Annotated in this window: 15 protein-coding genes; 5 read left to right on the forward strand and 10 right to left on the reverse strand. The window is 71.9% G+C overall.

Going from position 1 to position 22143, the window contains the following annotated elements:
* Positions 1-161: 161 nt before the first annotated feature.
* The gene (locus H6693_03685; protein ID MCB9515271.1) at positions 162-821 is read left to right on the forward strand and encodes a hypothetical protein; all 660 of its coding nucleotides are present in this window, start codon (positions 162-164) and stop codon (positions 819-821) included.
* A 36-nt stretch (positions 822-857) separates the two neighbouring features.
* Positions 858-1508: a hypothetical protein gene (locus H6693_03690; GenBank protein ID MCB9515272.1), complete on the forward strand. Its 651-nt coding sequence runs from the start codon at positions 858-860 to the stop codon at positions 1506-1508.
* Positions 1509-1606: 98 nt separating this feature from the next.
* Here the strand turns inward: H6693_03690 and H6693_03695 are convergent, their stop codons facing one another.
* Together H6693_03695 and H6693_03700 are read right to left on the reverse strand one after the other, a co-directional pair.
* Positions 1607-4342 (reverse strand): IPT/TIG domain-containing protein, encoded by a 2736-nt coding sequence (locus tag H6693_03695; protein ID MCB9515273.1) that lies wholly within the window; start codon positions 4340-4342, stop codon positions 1607-1609.
* Between the two features lie 2 nt (positions 4343-4344).
* Positions 4345-5844: an amidohydrolase family protein gene (locus H6693_03700; protein ID MCB9515274.1), complete on the reverse strand. Its 1500-nt coding sequence runs from the start codon at positions 5842-5844 to the stop codon at positions 4345-4347.
* A 50-nt stretch (positions 5845-5894) separates the two neighbouring features.
* Here H6693_03700 and H6693_03705 point away from each other — a divergent pair, with 50 nt between their 5' ends.
* Together H6693_03705 and H6693_03710 are read left to right on the forward strand one after the other, a co-directional pair.
* Positions 5895-6629 carry a hypothetical protein gene (locus H6693_03705; protein MCB9515275.1) on the forward strand — a complete coding sequence of 245 codons (735 nt, stop codon included), beginning with the start codon at positions 5895-5897 and terminating at the stop codon, positions 6627-6629.
* Positions 6626-7801, forward strand: a complete 1176-nt coding sequence (locus tag H6693_03710; protein MCB9515276.1) for an aminopeptidase P family protein — start codon at positions 6626-6628, stop codon at positions 7799-7801. Before H6693_03705 ends, H6693_03710 begins: the two co-directional genes overlap by 4 nt.
* Here the strand turns inward: H6693_03710 and H6693_03715 are convergent.
* The 3 genes from H6693_03715 to H6693_03725 form a co-directional block, all read right to left on the reverse strand.
* Positions 7790-9061 carry a HAMP domain-containing histidine kinase gene (locus tag H6693_03715; GenBank protein ID MCB9515277.1) on the reverse strand — a complete coding sequence of 424 codons (1272 nt, stop codon included), beginning with the start codon at positions 9059-9061 and terminating at the stop codon, positions 7790-7792. The two genes, H6693_03710 and H6693_03715, sit on opposite strands and share 12 nt — an antisense overlap.
* A gap of 153 nt (positions 9062-9214) precedes the next feature.
* A complete protein-coding gene (locus tag H6693_03720) occupies positions 9215-9796 on the reverse strand; it encodes a CDP-alcohol phosphatidyltransferase family protein (GenBank protein MCB9515278.1) in 582 nt (193 codons plus the stop codon).
* 38 nt (positions 9797-9834) lie between these two features.
* Positions 9835-11085: a hypothetical protein gene (locus H6693_03725; protein ID MCB9515279.1), complete on the reverse strand. Its 1251-nt coding sequence runs from the start codon at positions 11083-11085 to the stop codon at positions 9835-9837.
* 76 nt (positions 11086-11161) lie between these two features.
* Between H6693_03725 and H6693_03730 the strand changes: the two genes are divergently transcribed.
* A complete protein-coding gene (locus tag H6693_03730; GenBank protein ID MCB9515280.1) occupies positions 11162-12667 on the forward strand; it encodes a bifunctional metallophosphatase/5'-nucleotidase in 1506 nt (501 codons plus the stop codon).
* Between the two features lie 177 nt (positions 12668-12844).
* Here the strand turns inward: H6693_03730 and H6693_03735 are convergent, their stop codons facing one another.
* The 5 genes from H6693_03735 to H6693_03755 all read right to left on the reverse strand — a co-directional run bounded on the left by H6693_03735 (position 12845) and on the right by H6693_03755 (position 22117).
* Complete coding sequence (locus H6693_03735; protein ID MCB9515281.1) at positions 12845-17578, reverse strand: T9SS type A sorting domain-containing protein; 4734 nt, start codon at positions 17576-17578, stop codon at positions 12845-12847.
* Between the two features lie 197 nt (positions 17579-17775).
* A complete protein-coding gene (locus H6693_03740) occupies positions 17776-19125 on the reverse strand; it encodes a TldD/PmbA family protein (protein ID MCB9515282.1) in 1350 nt (449 codons plus the stop codon).
* Positions 19122-20567, reverse strand: a complete 1446-nt coding sequence (locus H6693_03745; protein MCB9515283.1) for a TldD/PmbA family protein — start codon at positions 20565-20567, stop codon at positions 19122-19124. The genes H6693_03740 and H6693_03745 overlap by 4 nt, the downstream gene beginning before the upstream one ends.
* Positions 20568-20666: 99 nt before the next feature.
* A complete protein-coding gene (locus H6693_03750) occupies positions 20667-21839 on the reverse strand; it encodes a hypothetical protein (protein ID MCB9515284.1) in 1173 nt (390 codons plus the stop codon).
* Positions 21836-22117: a hypothetical protein gene (locus H6693_03755; protein ID MCB9515285.1), complete on the reverse strand. Its 282-nt coding sequence runs from the start codon at positions 22115-22117 to the stop codon at positions 21836-21838. Before H6693_03755 ends, H6693_03750 begins: the two co-directional genes overlap by 4 nt.
* Between the last annotated feature and the right edge of the window lie 26 nt (positions 22118-22143).

A 22143-nucleotide genomic window follows, 5' to 3' on the forward strand; every position in this document is an offset into this window, starting at 1 on the left:
TAATCGTTCCCGCATGCACCGTGAGCCTTCGCATCACTGACCGCATCGGCGCCAACGCTTCGGCAGGGCGCCACCGATTCGCACCACGGCACCGAGCTGGCGAAGCATCCGCATCCAGCCCGCCCGGGCTCAAGGGCAGCACAACTCGGGAGGTCGTCACTTTGAAGAAATCGCTCATGTTCGTTCTCGCCGTCGCGGCCCTGTCGTTGAGCGCCACGCCGCTGCTCGCGCAGGGAACCATCGACATCCACTTCAGCGGCTACGGCTACGAGGTGGGTGGGTTCGACTTCTCGGATCCCGGCGACGAGATCCACCTCATCAGCCACGTCACGAGCATCGACGCGCCGGGGGCGCTCCCCTATGACCCCGTCCTCAACGAGTACACGCTGGTGGTCACCGGCCTGATCTCGAATGGCGAGGTCGTCGATGCGGGCGTGTCCACGATCGTTTACAACCTCGGCCTGTTCCAGATCTTCGAGGACGCCTCGATGAACTCCGACTGGAACGAGTTCCCCTCGATCCCCGATCCGCCGTCCTCGTTCTTCGACGGCACGCTCTGGTTGAGTGGCCCCTTCACCGACTTCACCATGACCCTGTGGCGTGACCTGGGCATGGGCGTCTTCGAGGGGCACATTTCGCTCGACGGTGGCAGCGCCATCTCCTACTTCACGGAGGAGGCCTACGCCTTCGGCGGCACGCTGGTCCCGCCCCACAACCCCGGGATCCCCCCCGGCTACGAGCTCTCCCTGGACGGCGAGGTCTGGGTGGAGAGCGTGGCCACGGAGTCGTCGAGCCTGAGCCAGATCAAGGGCCTCTACTAAGCAGTGGCCGTACAACTACAGCCAAGGAGACTCAGCATGAGAAAAGCGATCATCGGGGTGGCGCTCCTCCTCCTGATGGCGGTCCCTGCGTCGGCGGATGATGTGGTCTACAACTTCCTGCAGCAGGGCTACAGCTTCATCGAGGGCACCACGCCCGGCGACCAGGCCGGCGTGGTGGGACTCTTCGAGCCCATCCAGCCTGAGAATCCCCCGTTCGACTTCGACTACGTCGGGACGGAGGTGACCTGGGTGCTCGAGGGCATGACCCTCGCGAGCTACTCCGAGGTCGCCGTGTTCCAGAACTTCCAGTTCACCGGCGGGACGGTCGGCGTCTACGAGGATGCGAGCTTCGACCTCGACTACGGGAACTCCCCGGCCGAGGGCATCGCCAGCGCCACCAACGGCACGGCGGCCCTGACCGGCACGGTTTCCGCCGCGACGGTGCTCTTCAACACGCTCACGCAGGTGGGCACGTTCAACGGCTACTGCGTCTTCACGGGCGGTTCGCGCCTGGCGGAGCTCGGCGATCTCGCCATGCTCGAGTGGCAGGTCTTCGACGGCATGAGCGCCGACGACTCGGTGAACGTGCCGCCCGGCTACCACAGCCGTCTCGCCGGCCGCATCTTCACGGCGCAGACCGTGGCCACGGAGAGCAGCAGCTTCAGCCGGATTCGCGCGCTCTACTAGTCGCCGCCCGCGGACGACCTTCCCCAGTATCGCGCCAAGACGAAGCCCCTCCCCCACGCGGGGGAGGGGCTTTTTCGTCGACCGCAGACGCGCCGGCGTCAGTGCGCGATGCGGATGATCTGCACCCCCATCGGCCCGTCGCCCGCACCGGTGAAGTGCAGATCCAGCGTGCCGCCCGGCGGCGGCGACTGGCCGCCCGCCACCCCGATCTCCAGGTAGTCCATGGCGCTCGGCGCCAGCGTGCTGCTGTAGGCGGGGTCGTCCGCCGTGAGCTGAACGATGGCCAGCGGCTCGCTCGGGCCGCCCGAGTAGGGGAAGTCCGTGCGGATGTTGTGGCTGGTGAAGCGGTAGACGGGACCCAGGTCGTCGGCGAAGCCGTCGCCGTCGAGGTCGCGGTCGTCGAGGTAGATCGCCGCGGTCCAGTCCTTGAACACCTGTTCGAAGGTCTCGCCCGTGGCCTGCGCCACGTTCGCCGGTCCCGCCTCGGGCCCGCCGATCAGCGAGCGAGTGAAGCTGTCGCCGGTCCAGCGGTCGGCCAGGTAGCGGCAGAAGAGATAGGACGCGCCGCGCTCGGCCAGCGTCGCCGGTCCCTGCACCAGGCTCCAGAAGCGATGCGCGCCGCCGTGCAGGTAGATCTTCACGCGCGCGACGTTCTGCGCGGTGTAGCCGCAGAGGTCCTCCCCGAGATGGCTCAGGCCCTCGTTGAACCACAGCTCCTCGTCGGGGCTGTTGAGATCGCCCTGGAGGATGTAGCGCTGCCCGGCGCTGATCATGTGCTGGAATTCGTGGGCGAAGATGCTCTTCAGCGACTCGATGGTCGCGTCGATCTCGTGCGCCACCGGGCTGAACTGAGGGTTCGGACCGGGATCCGGCACGATCGCGTAGAAGAACTCGCCGTGGTTGCTCGTGCCGGGCACGTTGAACCAGATGTCCAGGTCGATGGAGTTGAAGAAGCCGCCGATGTAGGAGCCGTCGTTCCAGGTGGTGAGCCCGTTGACCACGGGGCTGAGCAGGACTGTCACCTTGCCGTCGCCGTCGATGTCCGAGGGCTCGCCGAAGGCGGCCACGTCGGTGACGTAGTCCTCTTGGTCGAAGGCCGCGCCCAGCGCGTTGATCGCGGTCGCGGGCACGTAGGCCGCGGGCGTGTCGTCGTCCACGTAGATCTTGGTGTGCGCGCCGGTGTAGCGAAGCGTCGCGTTGACGGTCACGTAGTTCGCGGGATCGAGGGTGTTGCCGTTGACCGCGAGGCAGACGAACGCCACGCGGTCCCCCAGCGGCGCCTCGCGATCGCGGACCACGCGCTCGCCGGTGTAGGGCCCCTCCCCGCGGGTGGTGAGCAGGCGGCGGTGGAAGTCCCAGACCGGGTCGTCGTCGGCGCGCTCGCCCGCCGCGCCGCGCGCCAGGGCCACGGCGTCGACCCCGTAGCCATCCTGGCCGTAGGTGTAGTCGGGCTGCGGCCCGACCCAGCCCGCGGGCTCGCCGGCGGGCCAGTAGTCGAGGTTGTAGGGGATCATCACGTAGCGCGTGCTGCTGCCGGGCAGGGCCAGCTGCACGTTCGCGGCGCCGCCCACGAAGGGATGGTCCTCCACGCCGCCCAGCGGCTGGACCACCTCGACGTCGTAGGTCTGCGGCGCCGTCTGGTGCCCCACGCTCAGGCCGAGCGTGTAGACGCCGGGCAGCACGCCCGACGGCACACGCACGCTCAGGTGGGTCTCGGAGGCCGCCACGACGGTCATGGGCGTCGCCCCCAGGAGCACCGTGTTGAAGGCCTCGGTCTCGCAGAAGTTGTCGCCGTCGAGGGTCAGCAGGTCGCCCGGATCCACGGGCGTGGTCGGGTTGACGCTCGTCAGGGTGGGCGCGTCGTCGGCCACGGCCTGCGCCACGCCGTCGGGCAGGCCGGTCGCGCTGGCGGTGAGCTGCTGGGTCCCCAGCGATCCGCCCAGGGTCCAGCTGCAGTCGAGGCCGCCGTCGGCGTCGGTGGTCCCGCCGGTCGGGCTCACGCTGCCGCCCTGCCCCGCGGCCACGGTCAGCGCCTGGCCGGCCACGGCGTTGCCGTAGCTGTCCTGCGCCTCCACGCGCAGGGCGCCGAGCAGCGTCTCGCCGGGCGCGTCCTTCTGGCCGTCGCCCTCGGCCCAGACCAGGCTGACCGGCGGCCCGGGCGTCGCGGTGGCGGCGATGGGCGTCACGCTGTCCAGGGTCAGACCGACGGCGTGGGGCCGCACGCTCAGCGCGCCGGCGGCGGTCCCCAGCGTGAGCACGCTGCTCACGCGGCCGTCCGGACCGCTGCTCACGGTCTCCGGATCGAAGCTGCCGTCGCCCGTCTCCAGCGCGTAGACGATCTCGACGCCCTCCACCGGCGCGCCGCCGCCGTCGGTCAGGGTGAAGACGAGCGGCTCGGCCAGCGTGCTCCCCACGACGCCGGTCTGGCCGAGACCGCTGGTGGCCGCGAGCGCGAAGGGCGCCCCCGAGACCAGGTCGGTGTAGGTGCTGACGTTCCCCGCCTCGTCCACCGCGCGCAGACGCACCACGTCCAGCAGGCCGCCGGGCAGCTGCAGGCTGAAGGCGCCGTTGCCGCCGGCGCTGGCCATCACCGGGTCGCCACCGCTGGTCTGGTTGGTGGCGCGCACGGTGGCGCTCCCCTCCACGGCGCCTGGCTGGCCGGTGACGGTCAGCATGCCCCCGCTCGGCGCGGAGACCGTGATCAGCGCGGCCACGGGCGCGCCGGGCGGCACCACGTCCACGGGGGTGGTCGTCTTCTCGCAGGCCAGGCCGAGCACAGCCAGGCTCAGGGCGGCCAGCAGGGTCCGCAGGATCGTCGGGGACAGCCGAGTCACGTTCACCTTCCTTGGTGCCGGGGGGCGAGCCAGGTGAGGCGGCCACGTCGCGCGGTGAGGGCCACCTCGAGCTTCTCCTTGAAGTCTTCGGCACAGGGATCCCGTTCCACAAGGCAAAAGTCGGCCTGAAGTCCGGGTTTGACCTGCCCCCGCTGGGCCGCGCGCCCGGCGGCGCGCGCCGCGTCCCCGGTGACGGCGGCCAGGGCGGTCTCGGGCCGGTCGCGCCCCTCCCCGAAGATCGACGCGTCCACCGAGGCCCGCAGCGCCGGCCAGAGGGCGGCCGGCATGCCGTCCGTGCCGTAGGCGAGCGGGACGCCGCCGCGCCGCCAGTCGCCCGGCGCGCTGAAGCGTCGCGCGTAGTCCGGGCCCAGGGCGCGCGCGTAGAGGCCCCCGGGACGCCCCCAGCGGTCCATGAAGTTGGGCTGCATGCAGACGGCCACGCCCAGCGCCCCCGCCCGTTCCACCTGGCCCGGCGCGAGCATCTCCACGTGCTCCAGACGCGCGCTGCCGGGCGCGGGCCGCAGGGACTCCAGGCAGTCCAGCGCCTGACCCAGCGCCCGCTCGCCGATGGCGTGCAGGGCCACGCTCCAGCCGGCCTCCAGCGCGGCGGCGAGGGCGCGCTCCAGGGCCGCGCGCTCGTGGAGGAGGGTGCCGCTCCCGCCGTCCGCGTAGGCCGGATCCACCGCCGCCGTGCGGCCGCCGATGGAGCCGTCGAGGAAGAACTTCCGTCCCAGGGGGCGCCCGGCGGCGTCCTCGCGCGGCGCGGGGAGATCCGACAGCGGTCCGGCGTGAAAGTACTCGAGCGCCAGGGGAAAGTCCGCGGGCAGGGCGCTGGCCAGCGCGGGCAGCTCGGCGGCGCCCATGTCGGTGACGGCCGTCAGGCCCTCCGCCGCCAGGTCCCGCGCGACGTCCGCCGCCGCGACGAGCAGCCGCTCGCGCTCCAGCGGGAAGCGGCGCGCCAGGGCCACGGCGTCGCCTTCGAGCAGCAGGCCGTCGGCGCTGTCCCGCGGCGGCTCGAGGAGGGCCAGCGCGGCGCTGTTGGCCACGGCGGCGTGTCCGCAGACGCGGATCAGTCCCGCCGGGCGGCCGGGAAAGAGCGCGTCGAGCTCCGCGCGGGTGGGAAAGCGGGGATCGTCCCAGTCGCTTTCGTCCCAGCCCACGGCGATGACGGGCCCGTCGGCGGGCGCGGCCGCCAGGCGCTCCCAGAGTTCGGCGCGACGCGCGAGGCCGGCCAGGTCCACGCGCAGCCGGCGCCGCGCCTCGTGGAAGAGGTGCAGGTGCGCGTCGCAGAGCCCTGGCAGCAGGGTCCAGCCGCCGAGGTCGATGCGTCGCGCCTCGCCCTCGGGCGCCACGAAGCGACCGGCGGCGAGCTGTACGGCCTGCGGCGCGGCCGGGGCGCCGTCGCCGCGGTGCACGGTGAGTCCGTCCAGGCGCAGCGGCTGAACGGGGTCGACCGCGAGCGCGGCGGCGAGGAGCGCGGGGCCATCGGTAGTGGTTCGCATGGATTCCTCGGCTTGCAGCTGGAGTGGAGTCCCTTTATAAATCGGGGGTCATGACACCGCAAGCGCCACCCGAGCCGCCGGGACGCCGGCCGCGTCCCCGCGCGCGGCGCTGGCTGCTCTTTGCCGCGCTGGCGCTGCTGCTGGGCGCCTGGGCGGCCCTCGATCTGCTCCCCCGGCTGGCGGGCGGCCTCCTCGGCCAGAGCTGGACGCGTGCGGGCGGCGCGGGCGGCGAGGACTGGGACCAGGTGCAGGTGGTCTGGGATCCCACCGATCCGCGCAAGGCGGCGGCGAGCGCCGAACCCGCGGCGCCCGTGCCCGAGGCCGTCGAAGCGGACCCCGACGACGCGGAGCCGCTCGCTGTCCCCGAAGCGACCCCGGCGCCCACGGACGACGGCGTCGCGCCCGGCGACGCGCCACCGACCGGTCAGCCGGCGCCGCCCGGCGAGGGCCCCGCCGCGGTCCCGTCCCCCGACAGTCGCGGCGAAGGCGGCCCCGAGGGCCTCGGCCGCCGCTCCCCCCGCATCCTCTTCGCCGCCTGGCCGCGCCGCGAGCTGCTCGCCTCGCTGGATCGCAGCGGCCGTCTGCGCTACCGTGTGCGCGTCGAGGCCGACGGCCAGGTCTCCGAGTGGCAGCTCGTCGACGACGGCGGCTTCCGCTGCGCGCCCTGCCGCGACGAGGCCGACCGCATCATCGCGGCGATGCGCTTCGCCCCCGGCACCCTCGACGGCAAGCCCGTCGCCTGCTGGGTTCCCTACGAACTGAGCTTCGAGAAGGGTGGACGATGAAGCACTCCCTGGAACAGGTCCAGGCCGCGCTCGCGGACGAAGGACTCGCCGGCTGGCTGCTCTACGACTTCCGCGGCTCCAACCCCCTGGCCCTCGAGCTGCTGGCGCTGCCGGCCGGCGCCCTGCTCACGCGGCGCTTCTTCTACTGGATCCCGGCCGTGGGCGCGCCGGTGCGCCTGCAGTCGGCCGTGGAGCGCCATCACTTCGCCCACCTGCCGGGCGAGCAGCGCCTCTTCCGCGGCTGGCGCGAGCTGGCCGCGCTGCTGCTCGATCTGCCCAAGGACCGCCCCATCGCCATGGAGTACTCGCCCGGCGGGGCCATCCCCACGGTGTCCCACCTGGACGCGGGCACGCTGGAGTGGCTCCGCGAGCTGGGACTCGAGATCGTGAGCAGCGCCGACCTGGTGCAGCGCCTCGAGGCCCCGTGGAGCGAGGCGTCGCTTGCGAGCCATCGGCGCGCGGCGGCGGCCATCGAGACGGTGCGCCGCGGCGCGATCGGACGCCTGCGCGAAGCGTTGCGCAGCGGCGCGCCGCTCACCGATCGCGCGCTGCAGCAGTGGATGCTCGCGGCCATCCGCCAGGCCGGCCTGGAGACCAACGCGCCCCCCATCGTCGCCTTCGGGCCCGACAGCGGCAACCCGCATCACGAGTGCTCCGACGCCACGCCGCGCGCGCTCGTCCGCGACCAGGTCGTGCTCCTCGACTACTGGGCGCGGGAGCCGGGGCCGGAGGGCGTCTACGCAGACTTCACGTGGATGGCCTTCGCCGGCACGCAGCTGCCCGAGGACGTGGCGCGCGCCTGGACGGCGCTGCGCGCCGCCCGCGATACGGCGCTCGACTTCCTTCGCGACCGCTTCGCCGCCGGCGATCCGCCGCAGGGCTGCGAGGTCGACGCCGTCGCCCGCGCGCTGCTCGAGCGCAAGGGCTACGGCGAGGCCTTCGTGCACCGGCTCGGCCACAGCATCGGCCGCGAGGACCACGGCCCGGGCGCCAACCTGGACGACCTGGAGACGCGCGAGGAGCGCCGGCTCATCGAAGGGGTGGCGTTCTCGGTGGAGCCGGGGATCTACGGCCCGGCGTTCGGACTGCGCACCGAGGTGGACGCGCTGCACTGGCGCGGAGCGCTGCTCGTCAGCGGCGAACTCCAGTCGGAGATCGAGCTACTGGGCTGAGCCGTCGCCCTCGTTCGGCGGGCAGAGTCCCCCGTCGCGCGGCACGGGCACGGTGAAGGAGAAGGTCGACCCGCGCCCCGGCTCGCTGCGCAGCCAGAGACGTCCGCCCATCGCTTCCGTGAACTCCTTCGCCACGGTGAGCCCCAGTCCGGCGCCGCCGTGCTCGCGCGTGCTCGAGCGGTCCACCTGGTAGAACTTGCGGAAGATGCGCTCCTGCTCCTCGAGGGGGATGCCGGCGCCGCGATCGACGACGTCGATGCGCAGGAAGTCCGTGGAGTCGCTGCGGCGTCGCCCGGAGATGAAGGCGCAGGAGACGGTGACCTCGCTGCCCTCCGGCGAGAAGCCGAGCGCGTTCTTGAGCAGGTGGCTGAGGATGCGGTGGAACTGGTAGGGGTCCACGCGCACCATGCACTCCAGCGCGTTGTCGGGAAAGCGGACGCGCTCGCCGCCGGAGAGCCGGTTCAGCCACCCCTCGCGGTACTCGCTGAGCAGCGAGCCCAGGCTGCGGTCCTCGAGCTCGAGGATGCCCTCGGCCGAGGCCATCTCGCTCATCACCAGCACCTCGCTGATCAGGCGGTCGAGCTGCAGCGCGGCGTCGTGGATGCTGCGCAGGAACTCCGGCAGCGGCGGGTGCGCGTCGAGGCTCGGCTGGTCCAGCGCCAGCGAGGAGAAACCCAGGATGCTGGTGAGCGGTGTCTTGAGCTCGTGGCTGACCGTGTCCATGAAGCTCGACTTCAGGGACTCGAGCTCGTCCACCTCGCGCTCCAGGTGCTCCAGGCGCTGACCCAGGACCAGGCGCTCCAGCAGCAGCGTCGACAGGAGCGCGGTCTCCCGCAGCCAGGCCTCGATCTCGCGCTGTTCGACGGCGTCCGTGCCCGCGGGGACGCAGAGCGCCAGGGCGCCGAGGAGGCCCATGCGGCCGTCGCGCAGGGCGACCCCCCGCAGCGTGCCGCGCGGCGAGCCGTCGGCGCGCAGGCAGTCCAGTCCCGTGGGGTCGAGGCTGCGGACGGCGCCGTCCATCTCCTCCCGGAACTCCTCCACCAGCGGGTGATTCGCGCTCCAGGGCTCGGGCTCCAGCGAGGGCAGCGACCAGGCGGTCCAGTCCCGGGTCTCGGCCGGGCAGACGGCGAGCAGGCCCAGCCGGGCGGGCCAGCGTTCGGCGAGGTCGAGCGCCAGGGCCCGCGCGAGGTCCTCCGGGCTGCGGCAGCCCAGGAGGGTGCCCAGCTCACGCGTCGGGCGCGACGGGGACTGCGTGTCCATGGGTGGGTTCATCCTGCCACGCCTCCGGCGCCCGCGGCGGAAGCGGGCCTCGAGGAATCCTTGCAACGCGTTGCGATTGTGCAGCTTGACAGGGCGGCCGGCACAGCGCAGGCGCCCGGGGGGTGCAGTGCAACTCCCGTTCCAGGCCCGGGATCAGGAACTGAGGCGGCCGAGGTAGCGAATCGCGGAGGCGTAGGAGAGCACGAGGATGAGACCGAGGGCCAGACCCAGGGTGGGCAGGAAGGTCCCTTCGCCCGGCCGGGCGTCGGGGGCGCGGCTCATCCAGAACAGGAACAGGTTCCCGAAGAGGCTCTGGCTGAGCATCTTCCACTTGCCCATGCGCCCGGCGGGCAGGGTGAGCTGCTGCCGCCGCTGCACGAACTCGCGGAGCCAGGTGATGCCCCACTCCCGCAGGAGCAGCAGCGACACCGCCACCCAGACCCAGAGCTCGCGCAGGAACCAGGCCAGGGCACCGAAGACCACGGTGATCAGCACCTTGTCCGCGAGGGGGTCCAGGTGCTCCCCCAGCCGAGTGATCTGGCGCATGCGGCGGGCCAGCCAGCCGTCGACGAAGTCCAGGACGCTGGCGAGGATCGAGAGCAGGATCGGCGCGAGGATCAGCCCGAAGACCAGAAACAGCACCGCCGCGACCAAGGCCAGGGCCAGGCGCAGCGCGCTGACGGCGTTCGGCCAGGTCCGGATGCGCCCGTAGCTTGGGTTCTTGCGGTGCTTCACGGATTCAGCCTAGCACGCTGGTGACCGGCCGGCAACGACTAGAAACTGCAGTCGGCGCTCACCGAGTCGCGCCAGGGGTCGTAGAGCACGTCCGCCGGATCCGTGCCCGAGATGCTGATGCGGCCGACCACGCCGCCCTCGCTGAGACCGTCGCCCCAGTAGTTGCAGCGGGCGTCCACGGGCGCGGGGTCGGTGCCGTAGCCCCCCCCGACCGCGATGGCCACGCCCGTGCCGTAGAACGAGTTGTAGTTGAGCTGGGGGTAGCTCGCGGCGAGGTTGACGATGGGCGCCGCGACGTCCGTCATCACGTTCCCCGTGCAGGGGCCGGTGCTGCCGCCGCGGAGGATCAGGGACGACTCGCTGCCGTCCACGAAGGTGCAGTTGTGGATGTCGACCTCGCAGTCGTCGGCCACCACGCCCTGCGCGAAGCCCTCGATGCGGCAGCCCGACACCGCCACGCCGCCGAAGCCGGCCACGACGCCCTTCTTGCAGTTGAGGAAGTAGACGATCGACACCAGGGCCGGGTCCTGGGTGCCCAGCGCCAGCGAAAGGCCCACGTTCGCGTTGTAGATGTTGCACCACTCGAGATTCGCCGCCCTCGCGCCGGCCTCCATGCTGACGCCCAGCCAGTAGTCCTGGAGCGTCGTGGGCGCGGCGTAGGGCTTGAAGGTGATCTGCTGGGTCGAGGTACCCAGGGCCTCGAGCTCACCCAGCACGCTGAGCTGGCTGGCCGACTCGCACCAGATCGTGGTGCCGGGAGCGATGACCAGCTTCACGTCCACGGGGATGTCCACGGGGACCTTGAGGATGTAGAACGGCGAGTCCGCAGTGCTCCAGGTGATCGTGCCGTTCACCGGCGTGCCGTAGTCCGCCGCCGTGATCGCCCGCCCCACCGCGAAGCTGCGGTCGCGGCTGCCGCTGAGATCGCCGTCGCTGGCCGTGCAGGTGACGGTGAGGTCCCCGTACTGGTCGGCGGGGACGTCCCAGAGGACCGTCTTGGCGGCATTGTTCACGCCGTGGAAGTTGCCCGGACCGCTCCAGCTCAGGGTGAGGGCGTCGCCGTCCACGTCGGCGGTCTGGGCCTGCAGGGTGACGTTGAAGGACCCGGCGGCGACCACGGGCTTGTCGCCGAGGATGCTGATCTGGGTCACCTGCGGCGCGTGGTTGCTGTCGTCGGGGGGCGTGGGGTTGCTCGCGCAGCCCGCCAGGCCGGCGGCGAGGAGGAGAACGGCCGGCGCGACGGTGCGCCAGCGGCGAAAGCCCTTGAGACGTGCGGATCTGCTGCGCATACTGCGTCCACCTCCGAGTTGCTCGTCCAAAGATAGGGCCTGCGCCACGGCCTGACAAAGCTTTTCGAGGAGAGAGATGCCCCTCCAGCGCCCCCTCCGCCGCCTCGCCCTCGCGCTCGGACTCTGGCTCGGGCTCGGCCTCGGTGCGCCGCTTCGCGCCGAGGAGCCGGCGGGCGAGCCCGATCTCGTGATCGTCCACACCAACGATCTCCACGCCCACTACCGCAGCTTCCCCGACCGCCAGGGCGCGCTCAGCGGCGGCTTCGCCCGGCTCGCCTGGCGCATCGGGCAGCTGCGCGAGCGCTACGGCGACCGGCTGCTCTATCTCGACGCCGGCGACCTCTTCGTGGGCACGCCGTTCTACCACGTCTACCGCGGCGCGCTGGGCATGGCCCTGCTAGACCGCATGGGCTGCGACGCCATGGCCCTGGGCAATCACGAGCTGGACGACGGGAGCGTCAACTTCCTGCGCGCCGCCGTGGGCGCGCGCTTCCCCCGCCTCTGCGCCAACCTCGACCTGCCCGACGGCACGCCGTTCCTGCCCGCCAGCACGCTGCTCACGGCGGGCCCGTGGCGCGTGGAGGTCGTGGGACTGATCACCCGCTCGCTGCCCGAACTCAGCGCCGAGGCGATGCGCGGGGAGCTCCTGGTCCAGCCGCCGGCGGAGGCCCTGGCCGACTGGCTCGCGGCCCCACGGCCCGCCGCCGACCTGCGCGTGGCGCTCAGCCACTGCGGACTCGGCGAGGATCGCGAGATCGCCGCCGCCGTCCCCGCGGTGCCGGTGATCCTCGGCGGGCACAGCCACAGCTTTCTGAAGGACCCGGAGCGGGTGGGCGACGTCACCGTCTGCCAGACCGGCTGCTACGGCTACAACCTGGGCGTGCTCGAGTGCCGGCGCCGGCCCGACGGCAGCTGGGACCTCCGCGATCGCCTCGAACCGGTCACGGCCGACTGGCCAGAGGACCCGGCGATCGCGGCGCTGATCGCCGAGGCCGGCGTGCCCGTGGACCGGGAGATGAAGACCGTGCTCGGCCTGCTGCCGGAGGCCTTCGACGGCGCCGGCAAGAGCGATGGCGCCGACCCCCTCGGCCAGCTCCTGGCCGAGCTGATGCGCCGTGCGGCGGGCGCCGACCTCGGCCTGCAGAACGTCGGCGGCTACCGCACCTTCCTGCCCGCCGGTCCGGTGCTGCGCGAGAAGCTCTTCGAGCTGCTGCCCTTCGACAACCGGGTGCTGCGTCTGCACATGGACGGCAACGCCCTGCGCGCGCTCTTCGACCGCCTGGCCGACAACCGCGGCGGCTATCGCTACGCGCAGGTCAGCGGCGCGGACTACACGGTGGCGGACAGCCTCGCGCTCTCCATCCGCGTGGGCGGCGAGCCGCTGGTCCCGGATCGCGACTACACCCTCGCCACGCTCGACTTCCTCTTCGGCGGCGGCGACGGCTACGGCGAGATCCTCCATCTCGCCAGCCAGGTGGACACGCTCGACGTGGTCGCCCGCGACCTGCTCGAGGAGGCCCTGCTGCGGGGCGAGCAGCCGCGCCCGAGCGACTTCCCCGCGAACGTCCACGTCGAGGACTGACCCCGCAGCCCACGCAACGAAAACGGGGGAGCCACCGGCTCCCCCGTCCTCTTGTCTTCTCTGCTTCCGCCCGCGAGCGAGCCTTGTGTCCGGGTCGCGCCCCTCTGCCCGCGAGCGAGCGGGTGCTTGGGCCGAGTGCCTCACGAAGTGTGAAGCGAGGCCAAGCACCCGCGAGCGCTACTTTAGGAGCACCATCTTCTGCGAGTGCACCACGTCGCCCATCTCCACGCGGGCGAAGTAGATGCCGCTCGCCACCGGCGCGCCGGTGTCGGACTTGCCGTCCCAGACCACGCTCTGCTGGACGCCCCGCGACAGCGGTCCGTCCTGCAGCGTCGCGATGCGGCGGCCCTGGATGTCGTGGATGCTCAGCGTCACCGGCAGCAGCCCCTCGCCCGCGGGCGTGACGAAACGGATCGTCGTGCTCGGGTTGAAGGGGTTGGGGTAGTTCGCGAAGAGCAGGCCGTCGGGCGCGCTCACCGGGAGGTCGTCGCCGCCGGTGTTCTGCTCCTCACGCGTGAAGACGCCGGTGCGCCCCGGATTGGCGCGGAACATCTTCCACTGCGCCAGACCGTTGCGATAGAAGGCCGGCATGTTCCAGACGTAGACGTAGGCGTCCCACCCGTAGAGGGCCACGTCGACGCTGAAGTCGCCGTCCAGGTCGTCCACCGTGGGACAGCTGCGCAGCTCGGCCTCGGTGAGGATGGGGAAGCCGGGCATGTCGGTGGCGTCAGCCTCGAAGGCGTAGAGGTAGCCGGTCTCCATGCCGAGCATGATCTCCAGCTCGCCGTCGCCGTCGAGGTCCACCACCACCGGGCTCGCCTCGCTGCTCTCCTCGAAGTGCAGCGGCCAGCCGGGGCGCGTGACGCCGTTGTTGTCCAGCACGGTCAGGTTCATGCTCGTGTAGGCGACCACTCCGCCCGCGACGATCTCCATCTGCCCGTCGTCCTCGAAGTCCACCAGCGCGGGACTGGGCGCGAGGCCCGCCGCGTTGCTCTGCAGGTAGACCGGGAAGCCGGGGCGACGGGTGCCGTTGTTGTTGATGACGTAGAGCGAGTCGTTCTCGCACAGGAAGACGATCTCGAGATCGTAGTCGCCGTCGAGGTCGCCCACGCTGGGACTCGAGTGGATGGCGTCGCTGAAGGTCACCGGGAAGCCGGAGACCGTGCTGCCGTTGGGGTTGAAGGCGTAGAGCTTCTTCGAGCCGTAGCTGCCCAGCACGATCTCGAGGTCGGGATCGGCGTCGAGGTTGCAAAGCGTGGGGCTGGAGCGGCTCCAGGCGCCGAAGCCGCTGGCGAAGATGCCCGTCGTGCCGATCTGCGGCGTGCCGTTGGCGTTCCACGCGTAGAGGTTGCCGTCGAGGCAGATGGCGAAGATCTCCACCTGGCCGTCGCCGTCCACGTCCGCCACCGCCGGCGTGCCCCAGCACCAGTTGGGCAGGGTCTTGGGCCAGCCGGAGACCAGGGTGCCGTCGCCGTGGTAGACGTAGATGCCGAAGGGATTGCGCGTGGCGCCGATGATCTCGAGGCCCGGGAACGCCGGATCGACGTCCGCCATCGCCAGCGCCGCGGTGAACTCGCCGCCGCTCGGGCTGAGGACGCCGTAGGTGGCCGAGTTCGAGTCGCCGTCCTGGATCTCGACGCCGTCGGCGTGCCAGGCGTAGAGCAGCTCCGCGCCGGCGGCGAGCTCCTTGTCGCCGTCGCCGTCGATGTCGCCGATCACGACGCTGCTGGCGGTGCCGAAGTTCGTCTGCAGCGGCCAGCCGGCGAGCATCGAGGGGTTCGTGCTCGTCGAGAACTCGACGCTCGGCAGGCTGCGGAAGCCGGCCGAGTCCACGCTCTCCACCACGAAGTAGTAGATCGTGCTCTGCTCCAGGTGGTCGTTGCGGAAGTAGGCGTGCTGCGTGGGCTCGCTGGACACCAGCGAGTACGGCCCGCCCTGGCTCTGGCTGCGGTAGACCAGGTAGGAGGCCGGCAGGGCGGCCGGGATGTCCCAGGCGACGTCGATCACGTCGCTGGCCAGGCTCGAGTCGAGGTAGAGCATGCCCGGCGCCTCGGGGCGGCGCACCTGCACCGTGTCGACCCGCGTGCCGCCCAGCGGACCGGTCAGGGTCAGCGCGAAGCGGTTGGGCGAAGAGACGTCGTTCTCGCGCAGGTTGATGCCCGCGGACGCGCCGCGCTCCAGGAGGTCGAGCAGCGGCAGCGTCACCGCGCCGGACAGCACCTGCCCGGCGGGGTCGATCGGCGTCAGGCTGGCCTGCCAGCCGTCCACCGGCGTGCTGCCGTAGTTCTTCCACTCGGGCTGGAAGACGTAGACCTCCCCCGCGTCGGGATTGCCGTCCCCGTTGCCCGCGCTGTCGTCGATGTCGAAGGCGAAGAGCCGCGGCAGCGGCGCGTGGGTCTCCACGTCCAGCTGGTCGACATCGCCGCCGCCCGTGTAGCTCAGGGCGAGCTCGAGCGCCGCGTAGCGGCGGTCGGCCAGCGTCAGCGGCGCGTCGACGAGGAAGAGCCCGGTGAGATCGAGCTGACCGCCCGCCGCGACGGTCTGTCCCGTCGCCACGTGGCTCTCGGTCACGGCGGCCTCGCCGCCGGGCAGCGTCAGGTCGAGCGTCAGGGCGTTCGCCGCCGCGCTGCCGGCGTTGGTGATGCGCAGCGCGAGCCGCACCGTCTCCCCCGCGTCCAGTCGCCCGTCGGCGTTGCCGTTCACCGTGGGGTCGGCGATGGGATCGTCCTCCACCGCGAGCAGCTCGGCCGAGAGCCGCGGACCCGTGCCCGCCGCGACGGACTGGGCGAGGAAGGTGGGCAGGTCCTGCCGGTGCAGGAGGCTGAGGTCGATGTCCCCCATGCTCTCCGCGCGGAAGGGAATCGAGACCATGCCCAGCGCGTCCGTGACGCCCTCGGCGCGGTCCTCACCGGCCTTGCTGGCGATCACCCGCGCGCCCTCCAGCGGCGAGCCCAGGCGGCTGACCTGCAGCTCGAGCGTGGTGCTGTCGAGCGTGTACGGCGTGACCAGCGCGGCGCTGAGCGCTTCCGGCGTGTCCAGCCAGATGTCCAGCGAGGGATCGCCGATGAGCACGTAGCTCATCTGCGTCCAGCGGTGGCTGCCCTCGACGATGCCGAGCGTCGACCAGGTGTTGTGGCTGTAGGAGAAGCACTCGCCCACGCTCATCGAGTCGGCGAAGAGCGACTCGAAGAACGAGTCCTGATAGTAGATGCTGGTGTTCGGGAACGCCTCGCGCATGCTGCCGACGATCACGACGCCGCCGCCGGCCGGCGCGCGCAGCACGGCCTCGCCCAGGCAGTTGTAGTCGATGGCGCAGGACGTGCAGTTGAGCGCGTAGATGACGAGCAGGTGGTCGAGTCCGTTCGTGAGGGCGTACATGTTGTCCGCCACGATCGACCCCGTGCCCATGGACATGGTGTAGCGGAAGCCGTGCCCCACGTGATGCACGATGTGGGCGCGGTTCGCCATGTCGTCGAGCACCGCCGCGGGACTCTCCGGCAGCGTGCCCGGGTAGAGCCAGTCCGTCTCGTAGAAGCGCAGCGCCTGCATCTGCGGCGGCAGCAGGTTGTCGTAGACGTCCTCGGCGTAGTCGGCCCCGTTGCGCGTGATCAGCTCCACGGGATCGCCGATCTGCCAGTCGGCCGGGAAGAGCACCTCGGCGTAGAAGCCCACGTTGGCCGTGTAGGTGGGGTCGGGCTGCGAGCTGTAGGCGATGATCTTGTCCACCATCAGCTGCGCGTCGGCCGCGTTGCGCACGGGCAGGCGGCCCAGGTTGACGTCGGCGATCATGTCCACCGCGTCACCCTGGGTGCCGCCGTAGTTGGACTCGCCGAAGTACTGGTCGTTGTCGCCGTTCCAGTCGCCGTCGAGGTCCGCGTAGTACAGCTCGGCGGGGATGTCCTCCGGCGGATCCTTGAAGTAGGAGTGCACGTAGCGGGCGGGCAGCGTGTCGGTGTCGCCGGCCAGCATGACCCAGCGCACGCCCCACTTCTCCAGCGCGTCCTGCAGGAAGAAGCGCAGCGTCTCCTGGAGGTCGGCGCCCTGGGGATAGTTGGCGCGGATCCAGTCCGTGTCGCGAACCACGGTGGGGATGCCCATGGTCAGCTTGAAGTCGGCCAGGGTCTGGAAGGTGGCGGCGTACTCGGGCGCGCAGACGATGACCATGTCCACGCCGCTGCCCTCGATGCTGGGCACGCTGCGCGGGTCGAAGGGGCCGTCGTCCTGGCGGACCGCGCTCGGCGGCGCGAAGCCGCGCACCGCTTCGGGGTTCGCGCTGCTGGCGACGAGCAGGCGCTCGCCGAGGGCCAGGTCCTCCGCGCGCTGGCGCAGGGGCACGCGCGCGCCGGGATCGGGCGCCGTCTCCACCACCACGCGCGCGGACAGCAGGCGCTCGAGCAGCGGGGCGCCGTTCTCCATCCGGTAGCGCAGCGGGGCGAGCAGCAGCTCGGCGCTGGCGAAGCCGCGGAAGCTGCCGGTGGTCTGGGCGTAGAGGTAGTCGGCCGGGAAGCTCTCGCCGGCGTCCTGCCCCACGGGGGCGACGCTCAGGCGATTGCCGTTCTCGTCCACGACGCCCTCGAAGTCGGCGAGGGCCTGCGCGAGCGGCACCCGGTCGGCGAGGACGTCCTCGAGGCGCACCGCCGTCACCCGCTCACCCGAGGGGATCGCGAGCCGCAGCGGCAGCAGGGGCAGCGACGGCTGCTGGGCGACCTCGGTGTGGCCGGGGGTGGCGGCGAGCAGCGCGGCCAGGTCCTCGGCGGAAGAAAGCGCGCGCAGCGACGCATCCGCGCGCCAGGTCAACTGCAGCTCGGTGGCCAGCGCGGGCAGCGCCTGGGCCAGCACGAGCAGCAGCACGAGGAGCGGGAGTGACGTGCGAAGATGCAGGGGCAGGCGATGATTGAGGGCAGAGCGCATCCTTGTCTCCTGCGTGGAGGTGCGGGTCCCGCCGGGGCGGGACAGGGTGTGGGATCGACGTAAACGGACACCAAGTATAGCACGCCGCCCGGCGGCGGAACAATCGAGCCAAACGCTTGAATCGTAAAGAATTGGGCCGCCCGCTTCCACGGCGGGCGGCCCGGTTCCTGCCGATACCGGAAAATGTCCGGTCGGTCCTAGAAGTCCGTCCCGCTGCTGAAGCGGAAGTCCGCCACCCGCAGATGCGGGAGCACGGCGTTGCCCAGCGCCTGGGCTTCGCCGAGCGCCTCGACCTTGCCGAACAGGTCGATGAGGCTCTGGTTGAAGCGGAAGTTCTTCACCGGGCCGGCCAGGGCCCCGTTCTCGATGAGGAAGGTGCCGTCGCGCGTCATGCCCGTGATCACCATGCGCATGGGATCGACGACGTTGGTGTACCAGAGGCGGGTCACCAGCACGCCCCGCTCGACGCCGCCGATCAGCGCCTCGAGACTCGCGGGGCCGCCGTCCATGACCGGAAAGCGCACGAACGCGCCCCAGGCGTTGGGCTGGGGCAGGCCGTGGCCGGTGGCCGTCTGCCCGCTGCGGTGGGCGCTGGCGCGATCGTGGAGGAAGCCGCGCACCACGCCGCGATCGATCAGGGTGAGCGCCTGGGTGTCGACGCCCTCGCCGTCGAAGCCGATGCCGAAGAGCCGCGGGTCGGCGGGATCCTCGCGCAGCGTGACGTTCTCGCCGAAGACCTTCTCCCCCAGCTTGTCGGCCAGCGGACAGCGCTCCTCGGCCACGGCCAGGCCGTTGAAGCCGAGATAGGTGAGATAGAAGAGCAGGTCCTGCGCCGCCTCGGCCTCGAACACCACCGTGTAGCTGCCGGGCGCCAGCTCGCGGGGCGAGCGGCTGTCCAGGCAGCGGCGGCAGGCGTCGCGCGCGACGGCCTCGGCGTCCACGTCGCCGGCGTCGCGCACGAGGATGCGGCTGCGGCCGGCGCCGTCGCCCTTCTGGGCGCTCACCTCGAAGACGGCCCGGCTGTGACGCCCGTAGCGGAAGAGGCCGCTGCTGTTGGCCACGCCGAACTGGCCGATCTCGCCGTAGTCGCCGATGGTGCCGTCCGTGCTGAGCGCGATGCCGCCCAGCTCGATGCCCTCGCCGGCGGCCACGTCGACGGCCGTCTTCACCCAGGCGGCGCGCGTGGCGGCGTCGACGGACGCCGTCCGCGCCGACCAGGCGCGATCCTCGCTGCGCGCATCGCCGCGGTGGAAGTCGATCACCTGCTCGCTCTCGGGCTGGATGCGCGCCAGCGCCTCGGCGTCCTCGACGCAGCGCTCGAGACCGCCCGGCGACAGGTCGTTCGTGCTCGCCAGCCCGATGCGACGGCCCAGCCGAACGCGCACGCGCAGCTCGTAGCGCTCCTCGGACACGTTCTGCGTGATGCGGTTCTCGCCGAAGCGGGTCAGCTCCTCGCGACCGCCCCCCAGGACCAGCTCGGTTTCGTCCGCCTTGCTCGCGGCGAGCACGCGGTCCACGATGCCGCGGAAGGCCATCTCGTCGATCATGCGCTCACCCCCACGCGAATCTTGCGGAAGCGGGCCGGGGCGGAGCCGTGCGTCATCCGGGCGGTCTGGCCCGGTTCGCCCTTGCCGCAGTTCATCACGCCGAAGGGCCGCCACCAGGCGGCGCCGCAGACGGCGTCGCAGGCGCCCCAGAAGTCCGGCGTGCGGCCCTGGTAGGTGCAGCCGCGCAGCATGCGCGTCTTCTTGCCCTTCTTGATCTCCCAGCCGATCTCGGTGCTGAACTGGAAGTTCAGCCGCATCTGATCGATGCTCCAGCTGCGGTTGGTCTCGAGCCAGAGGCCGTCGTCGGTGTCTGCGAGCAGGTCATCGAGGTCCCACTGGCCGGGCGCCAGCCCGAGATTCGGGATGCGGATGATCGGCGTGCGGTTCCAGTTCTCCGCGCGGTTGCAGCCGCGGCTGCGCGCGTTCCCTTCCACCGCCGCCAGTTCGCGGCTGGTCAGGTAGGCGGCGAAGCGGCCGCCCTCCACGACGTGCCAGCGCTGGGCCGCCACGCCCTCGTCGTCCCAGCCCCGGGTGGCGAGCCCGCGCGCCAGGGTGTTGTCGGCGACCAGGTTCACGTGCTCGGAGCCGTAGGTGAAGTTGCCCAGCTTCTCGGTGGTCAGGAAGCTGCGGCCGGCGAAGTTCGCCTCCATGCCCAGCACGCGGTCCAGCTCGCTGGCATGGCCGCAGGACTCGTGGATCTGCAGCGCCATCTGCGATCCCTCGAGGATGATGTCGCGCTCGCCCTCCGGGCAGGGGTCCGCGCCCAGCAGGGCGACGGCCTCCTCCCCCACGCGCTGGCTGTTCGCGGCGAGCTCGAACTCGCGCAGCACCTCGTAGCCGCCGCCGAGATGCGTGCCGCCGGCGGAGTCGGGGTAGCTGCGCCGCTGGATCGTGTTGCCGTCCGCGGCGACCGCGCTCACGCCCCCGCCGCTGGCCAGCAAGGTCTGCTCGAGCTCCGCGCCCTCGGTGCTGACGAAGAGAATGCGCTGCTCGTCGAAGAGCATCTGCGCCTGCCCCACCTTGACCCGCGGGTCCACGTGCAGCGCCCGCTCGGCGCCGTGGAGCAGGGCGAGCTTGTCCTCGCGCGAGACGGCGAAGGGATCCTCCGTGTGCGGCGTCGCCCAGCGCGCCTGCTGGACCGGTTCGGCCGCCAGCTCCACGGGCGTTTCCATCACCCGGGCGCTCGCCTCCGCGATGTCCACGGCCCGCGCGGCCGCCGCCTCGAGGCTCTCGGTGTCCAGGCGGTCCGTGGCCGCGAAGCCCCAGGCGCCGTTCTTGAGCACGCGGATCCCCACGCCCTGGCTGCGCCTGAGCTCGGCCAGGGCGAGGGCGCCGTTCTTGACCATGAGTTCCTCGCTGCGCCGCTCCACCCAGCGCGCGTCGGCGTAGCCCGCGCCGCGCAGGCGCGCGGTCTCGATGGCCGCCAGGACCCTGTCCTTCATGCTGCCCTCCGGTAGTGGTCGTCGGATGAGGGTGCCCGCGCAGGGGCGCGGGACGGGGCCATCATGCCCCAGGACGCGCCCCAAGTCCAGCGGCTTGGCTCAGCGGCGACCGGGCCGCCGCCGCGTCGTGGGCTCGGCGAGGCGCCGTCGCTGCCGCCGCACGCTGCCGAGCAGGTAGATGATGATCACCAGCATCAGCGCCGTCAGCAGCAGGCCGTTGCGATTGCTGGCGAGGAAGTTGCCGGGCAGCCAGACGCGCAGCTCGCCCCCCTCCAGCCGGTAGCGCCCGCCGTTCATGCGCAGCGTCACGTGCGCGCTCTCCACACGGAGTTCGCCGTCGACCGCGTAGCGGCCCACCTGCGGCTCGAGCGGACGTCCGTCGCTGAGCAGCGTCCACTGCCCGTCCGGCTCCACCACCTGGTAGAGATGCTGCGCGGGCGTCACCAGGACGGGCAGCGCGCGGACGTTGAGCTCGCGGCCGTTGTCCCAGTCCACGTGCAGCCCCTGGGCGTAGAGCCGGTGTTCGGCGTCGAGGCTCTCCGCGGGCGCCGGGGCCTGCTCCAGCACCGGCCGGTGGTTGCCGCTCTTCACCGAGATGAGCTGACCGGGCTGCTGGAGGAAACGTCGCACCCGCTCCAGACGAGAGAGCCTGCCGGTCTCCAGCACGGCTTCCGCGGCGAAGAAGAGCGCCGCGAAGGGACGCCCCTCCTTGAGCCCTTCCAGGTCGAGGGAGGGAATCTGCGGCAGGCTGGCCGCCAGGGCGTCGGCGCCGTCGTCCGCGCGCCCGCAGCCGGGCAGCCCCGCGCGCTGCAGCAGAAAGCCCTCGGCCATTCCGGCGAACAGCAGGCTGCTGGGCGCGTAGCGCCCGGCCTTCAGGCTGTCGCAGAAAACCAGCAGAGCCGGCGGCTCGAGCTCCAGCTGCTCGTAGAGACAGAGCCCGCGCTGGCGTCGTTCCAGCGACCAGGACGGCTCCCGCCCCGCCACGCCGCGCAGCTCGCGCAGGCGCGCCCAGCGGCCTGGCAGCTCGCCGGCGGACTCGCCGCGGACGGTGGCCGCGGTCCAGTCGGCCAGGTAGTCCCACTCGAGAAACTGCAGCGCCAGATCGCGCGCGGAGTCCGGCGCGGGCAGGGGCGGACCGGGCGCCGCCCAGTCGGCCCAGGACGCCACGTCCGCGGCCGCGCGCGGAACGACGACGGCGCCCCACGCCACCAGCGCGAGCAGGGCGAGCGTTCGCGGCAGCCAGCGGGCCGGTGTGCGCGTCGAGGGTCTCATGCGGTCGGCCCCCCGCGGGCGAGCAGCTGCCAGTAGTGGTCGAAGACGCGCGCCAGGCCGGCGAGGGCCTCCTCGGGGCTGCGCACGCGCGCTTCCCAGCTGGGGCCGGTGCCCGTCTGCAGGCGGAAGAGGTCGCGGTGCAGGTGCAGCACGGCGAGGACGTCGCCGTCCAGCCGGTAGACGCGCTGCAGCGCGCCGGCCTCCACCTGGATGCGCGGGTCGAGCTGGCGGAGCTGCAGCTCGAAGCGGCGCAGCAGCACCGCGACGACGGGTTCCATGCCGGGCGAGGATCCGGCCCCCGCGG

It is taken from the genome of Candidatus Latescibacterota bacterium (assembly GCA_020633725.1).
Taxonomy (GTDB): domain Bacteria; phylum Krumholzibacteriota; class Krumholzibacteriia; order JACNKJ01; family JACNKJ01; genus VGXI01.

Coding starts and splice junctions, on each gene's coding strand:
- H6693_03690 (MCB9515272.1), top strand. CDS start 858: ATGAGAAAAGCGATCATCGGGGTGGCGCTCCTCCTCCTGATGGCGGTC.
- H6693_03700 (MCB9515274.1), bottom strand. CDS start 5,844: ATGCGAACCACTACCGATGGCCCCGCGCTCCTCGCCGCCGCGCTCGCG.
- H6693_03705 (MCB9515275.1), top strand. CDS start 5,895: ATGACACCGCAAGCGCCACCCGAGCCGCCGGGACGCCGGCCGCGTCCC.
- H6693_03710 (MCB9515276.1), top strand. CDS start 6,626: ATGAAGCACTCCCTGGAACAGGTCCAGGCCGCGCTCGCGGACGAAGGA.
- H6693_03715 (MCB9515277.1), bottom strand. CDS start 9,061: ATGGACACGCAGTCCCCGTCGCGCCCGACGCGTGAGCTGGGCACCCTC.
- H6693_03725 (MCB9515279.1), bottom strand. CDS start 11,085: ATGCGCAGCAGATCCGCACGTCTCAAGGGCTTTCGCCGCTGGCGCACC.
- H6693_03730 (MCB9515280.1), top strand. CDS start 11,162: ATGCCCCTCCAGCGCCCCCTCCGCCGCCTCGCCCTCGCGCTCGGACTC.
- H6693_03735 (MCB9515281.1), bottom strand. CDS start 17,578: ATGCGCTCTGCCCTCAATCATCGCCTGCCCCTGCATCTTCGCACGTCA.
- H6693_03740 (MCB9515282.1), bottom strand. CDS start 19,125: ATGATCGACGAGATGGCCTTCCGCGGCATCGTGGACCGCGTGCTCGCC.
- H6693_03745 (MCB9515283.1), bottom strand. CDS start 20,567: ATGAAGGACAGGGTCCTGGCGGCCATCGAGACCGCGCGCCTGCGCGGC.
- H6693_03750 (MCB9515284.1), bottom strand. CDS start 21,839: ATGAGACCCTCGACGCGCACACCGGCCCGCTGGCTGCCGCGAACGCTC.
- H6693_03755 (MCB9515285.1), bottom strand. CDS start 22,117: ATGGAACCCGTCGTCGCGGTGCTGCTGCGCCGCTTCGAGCTGCAGCTC.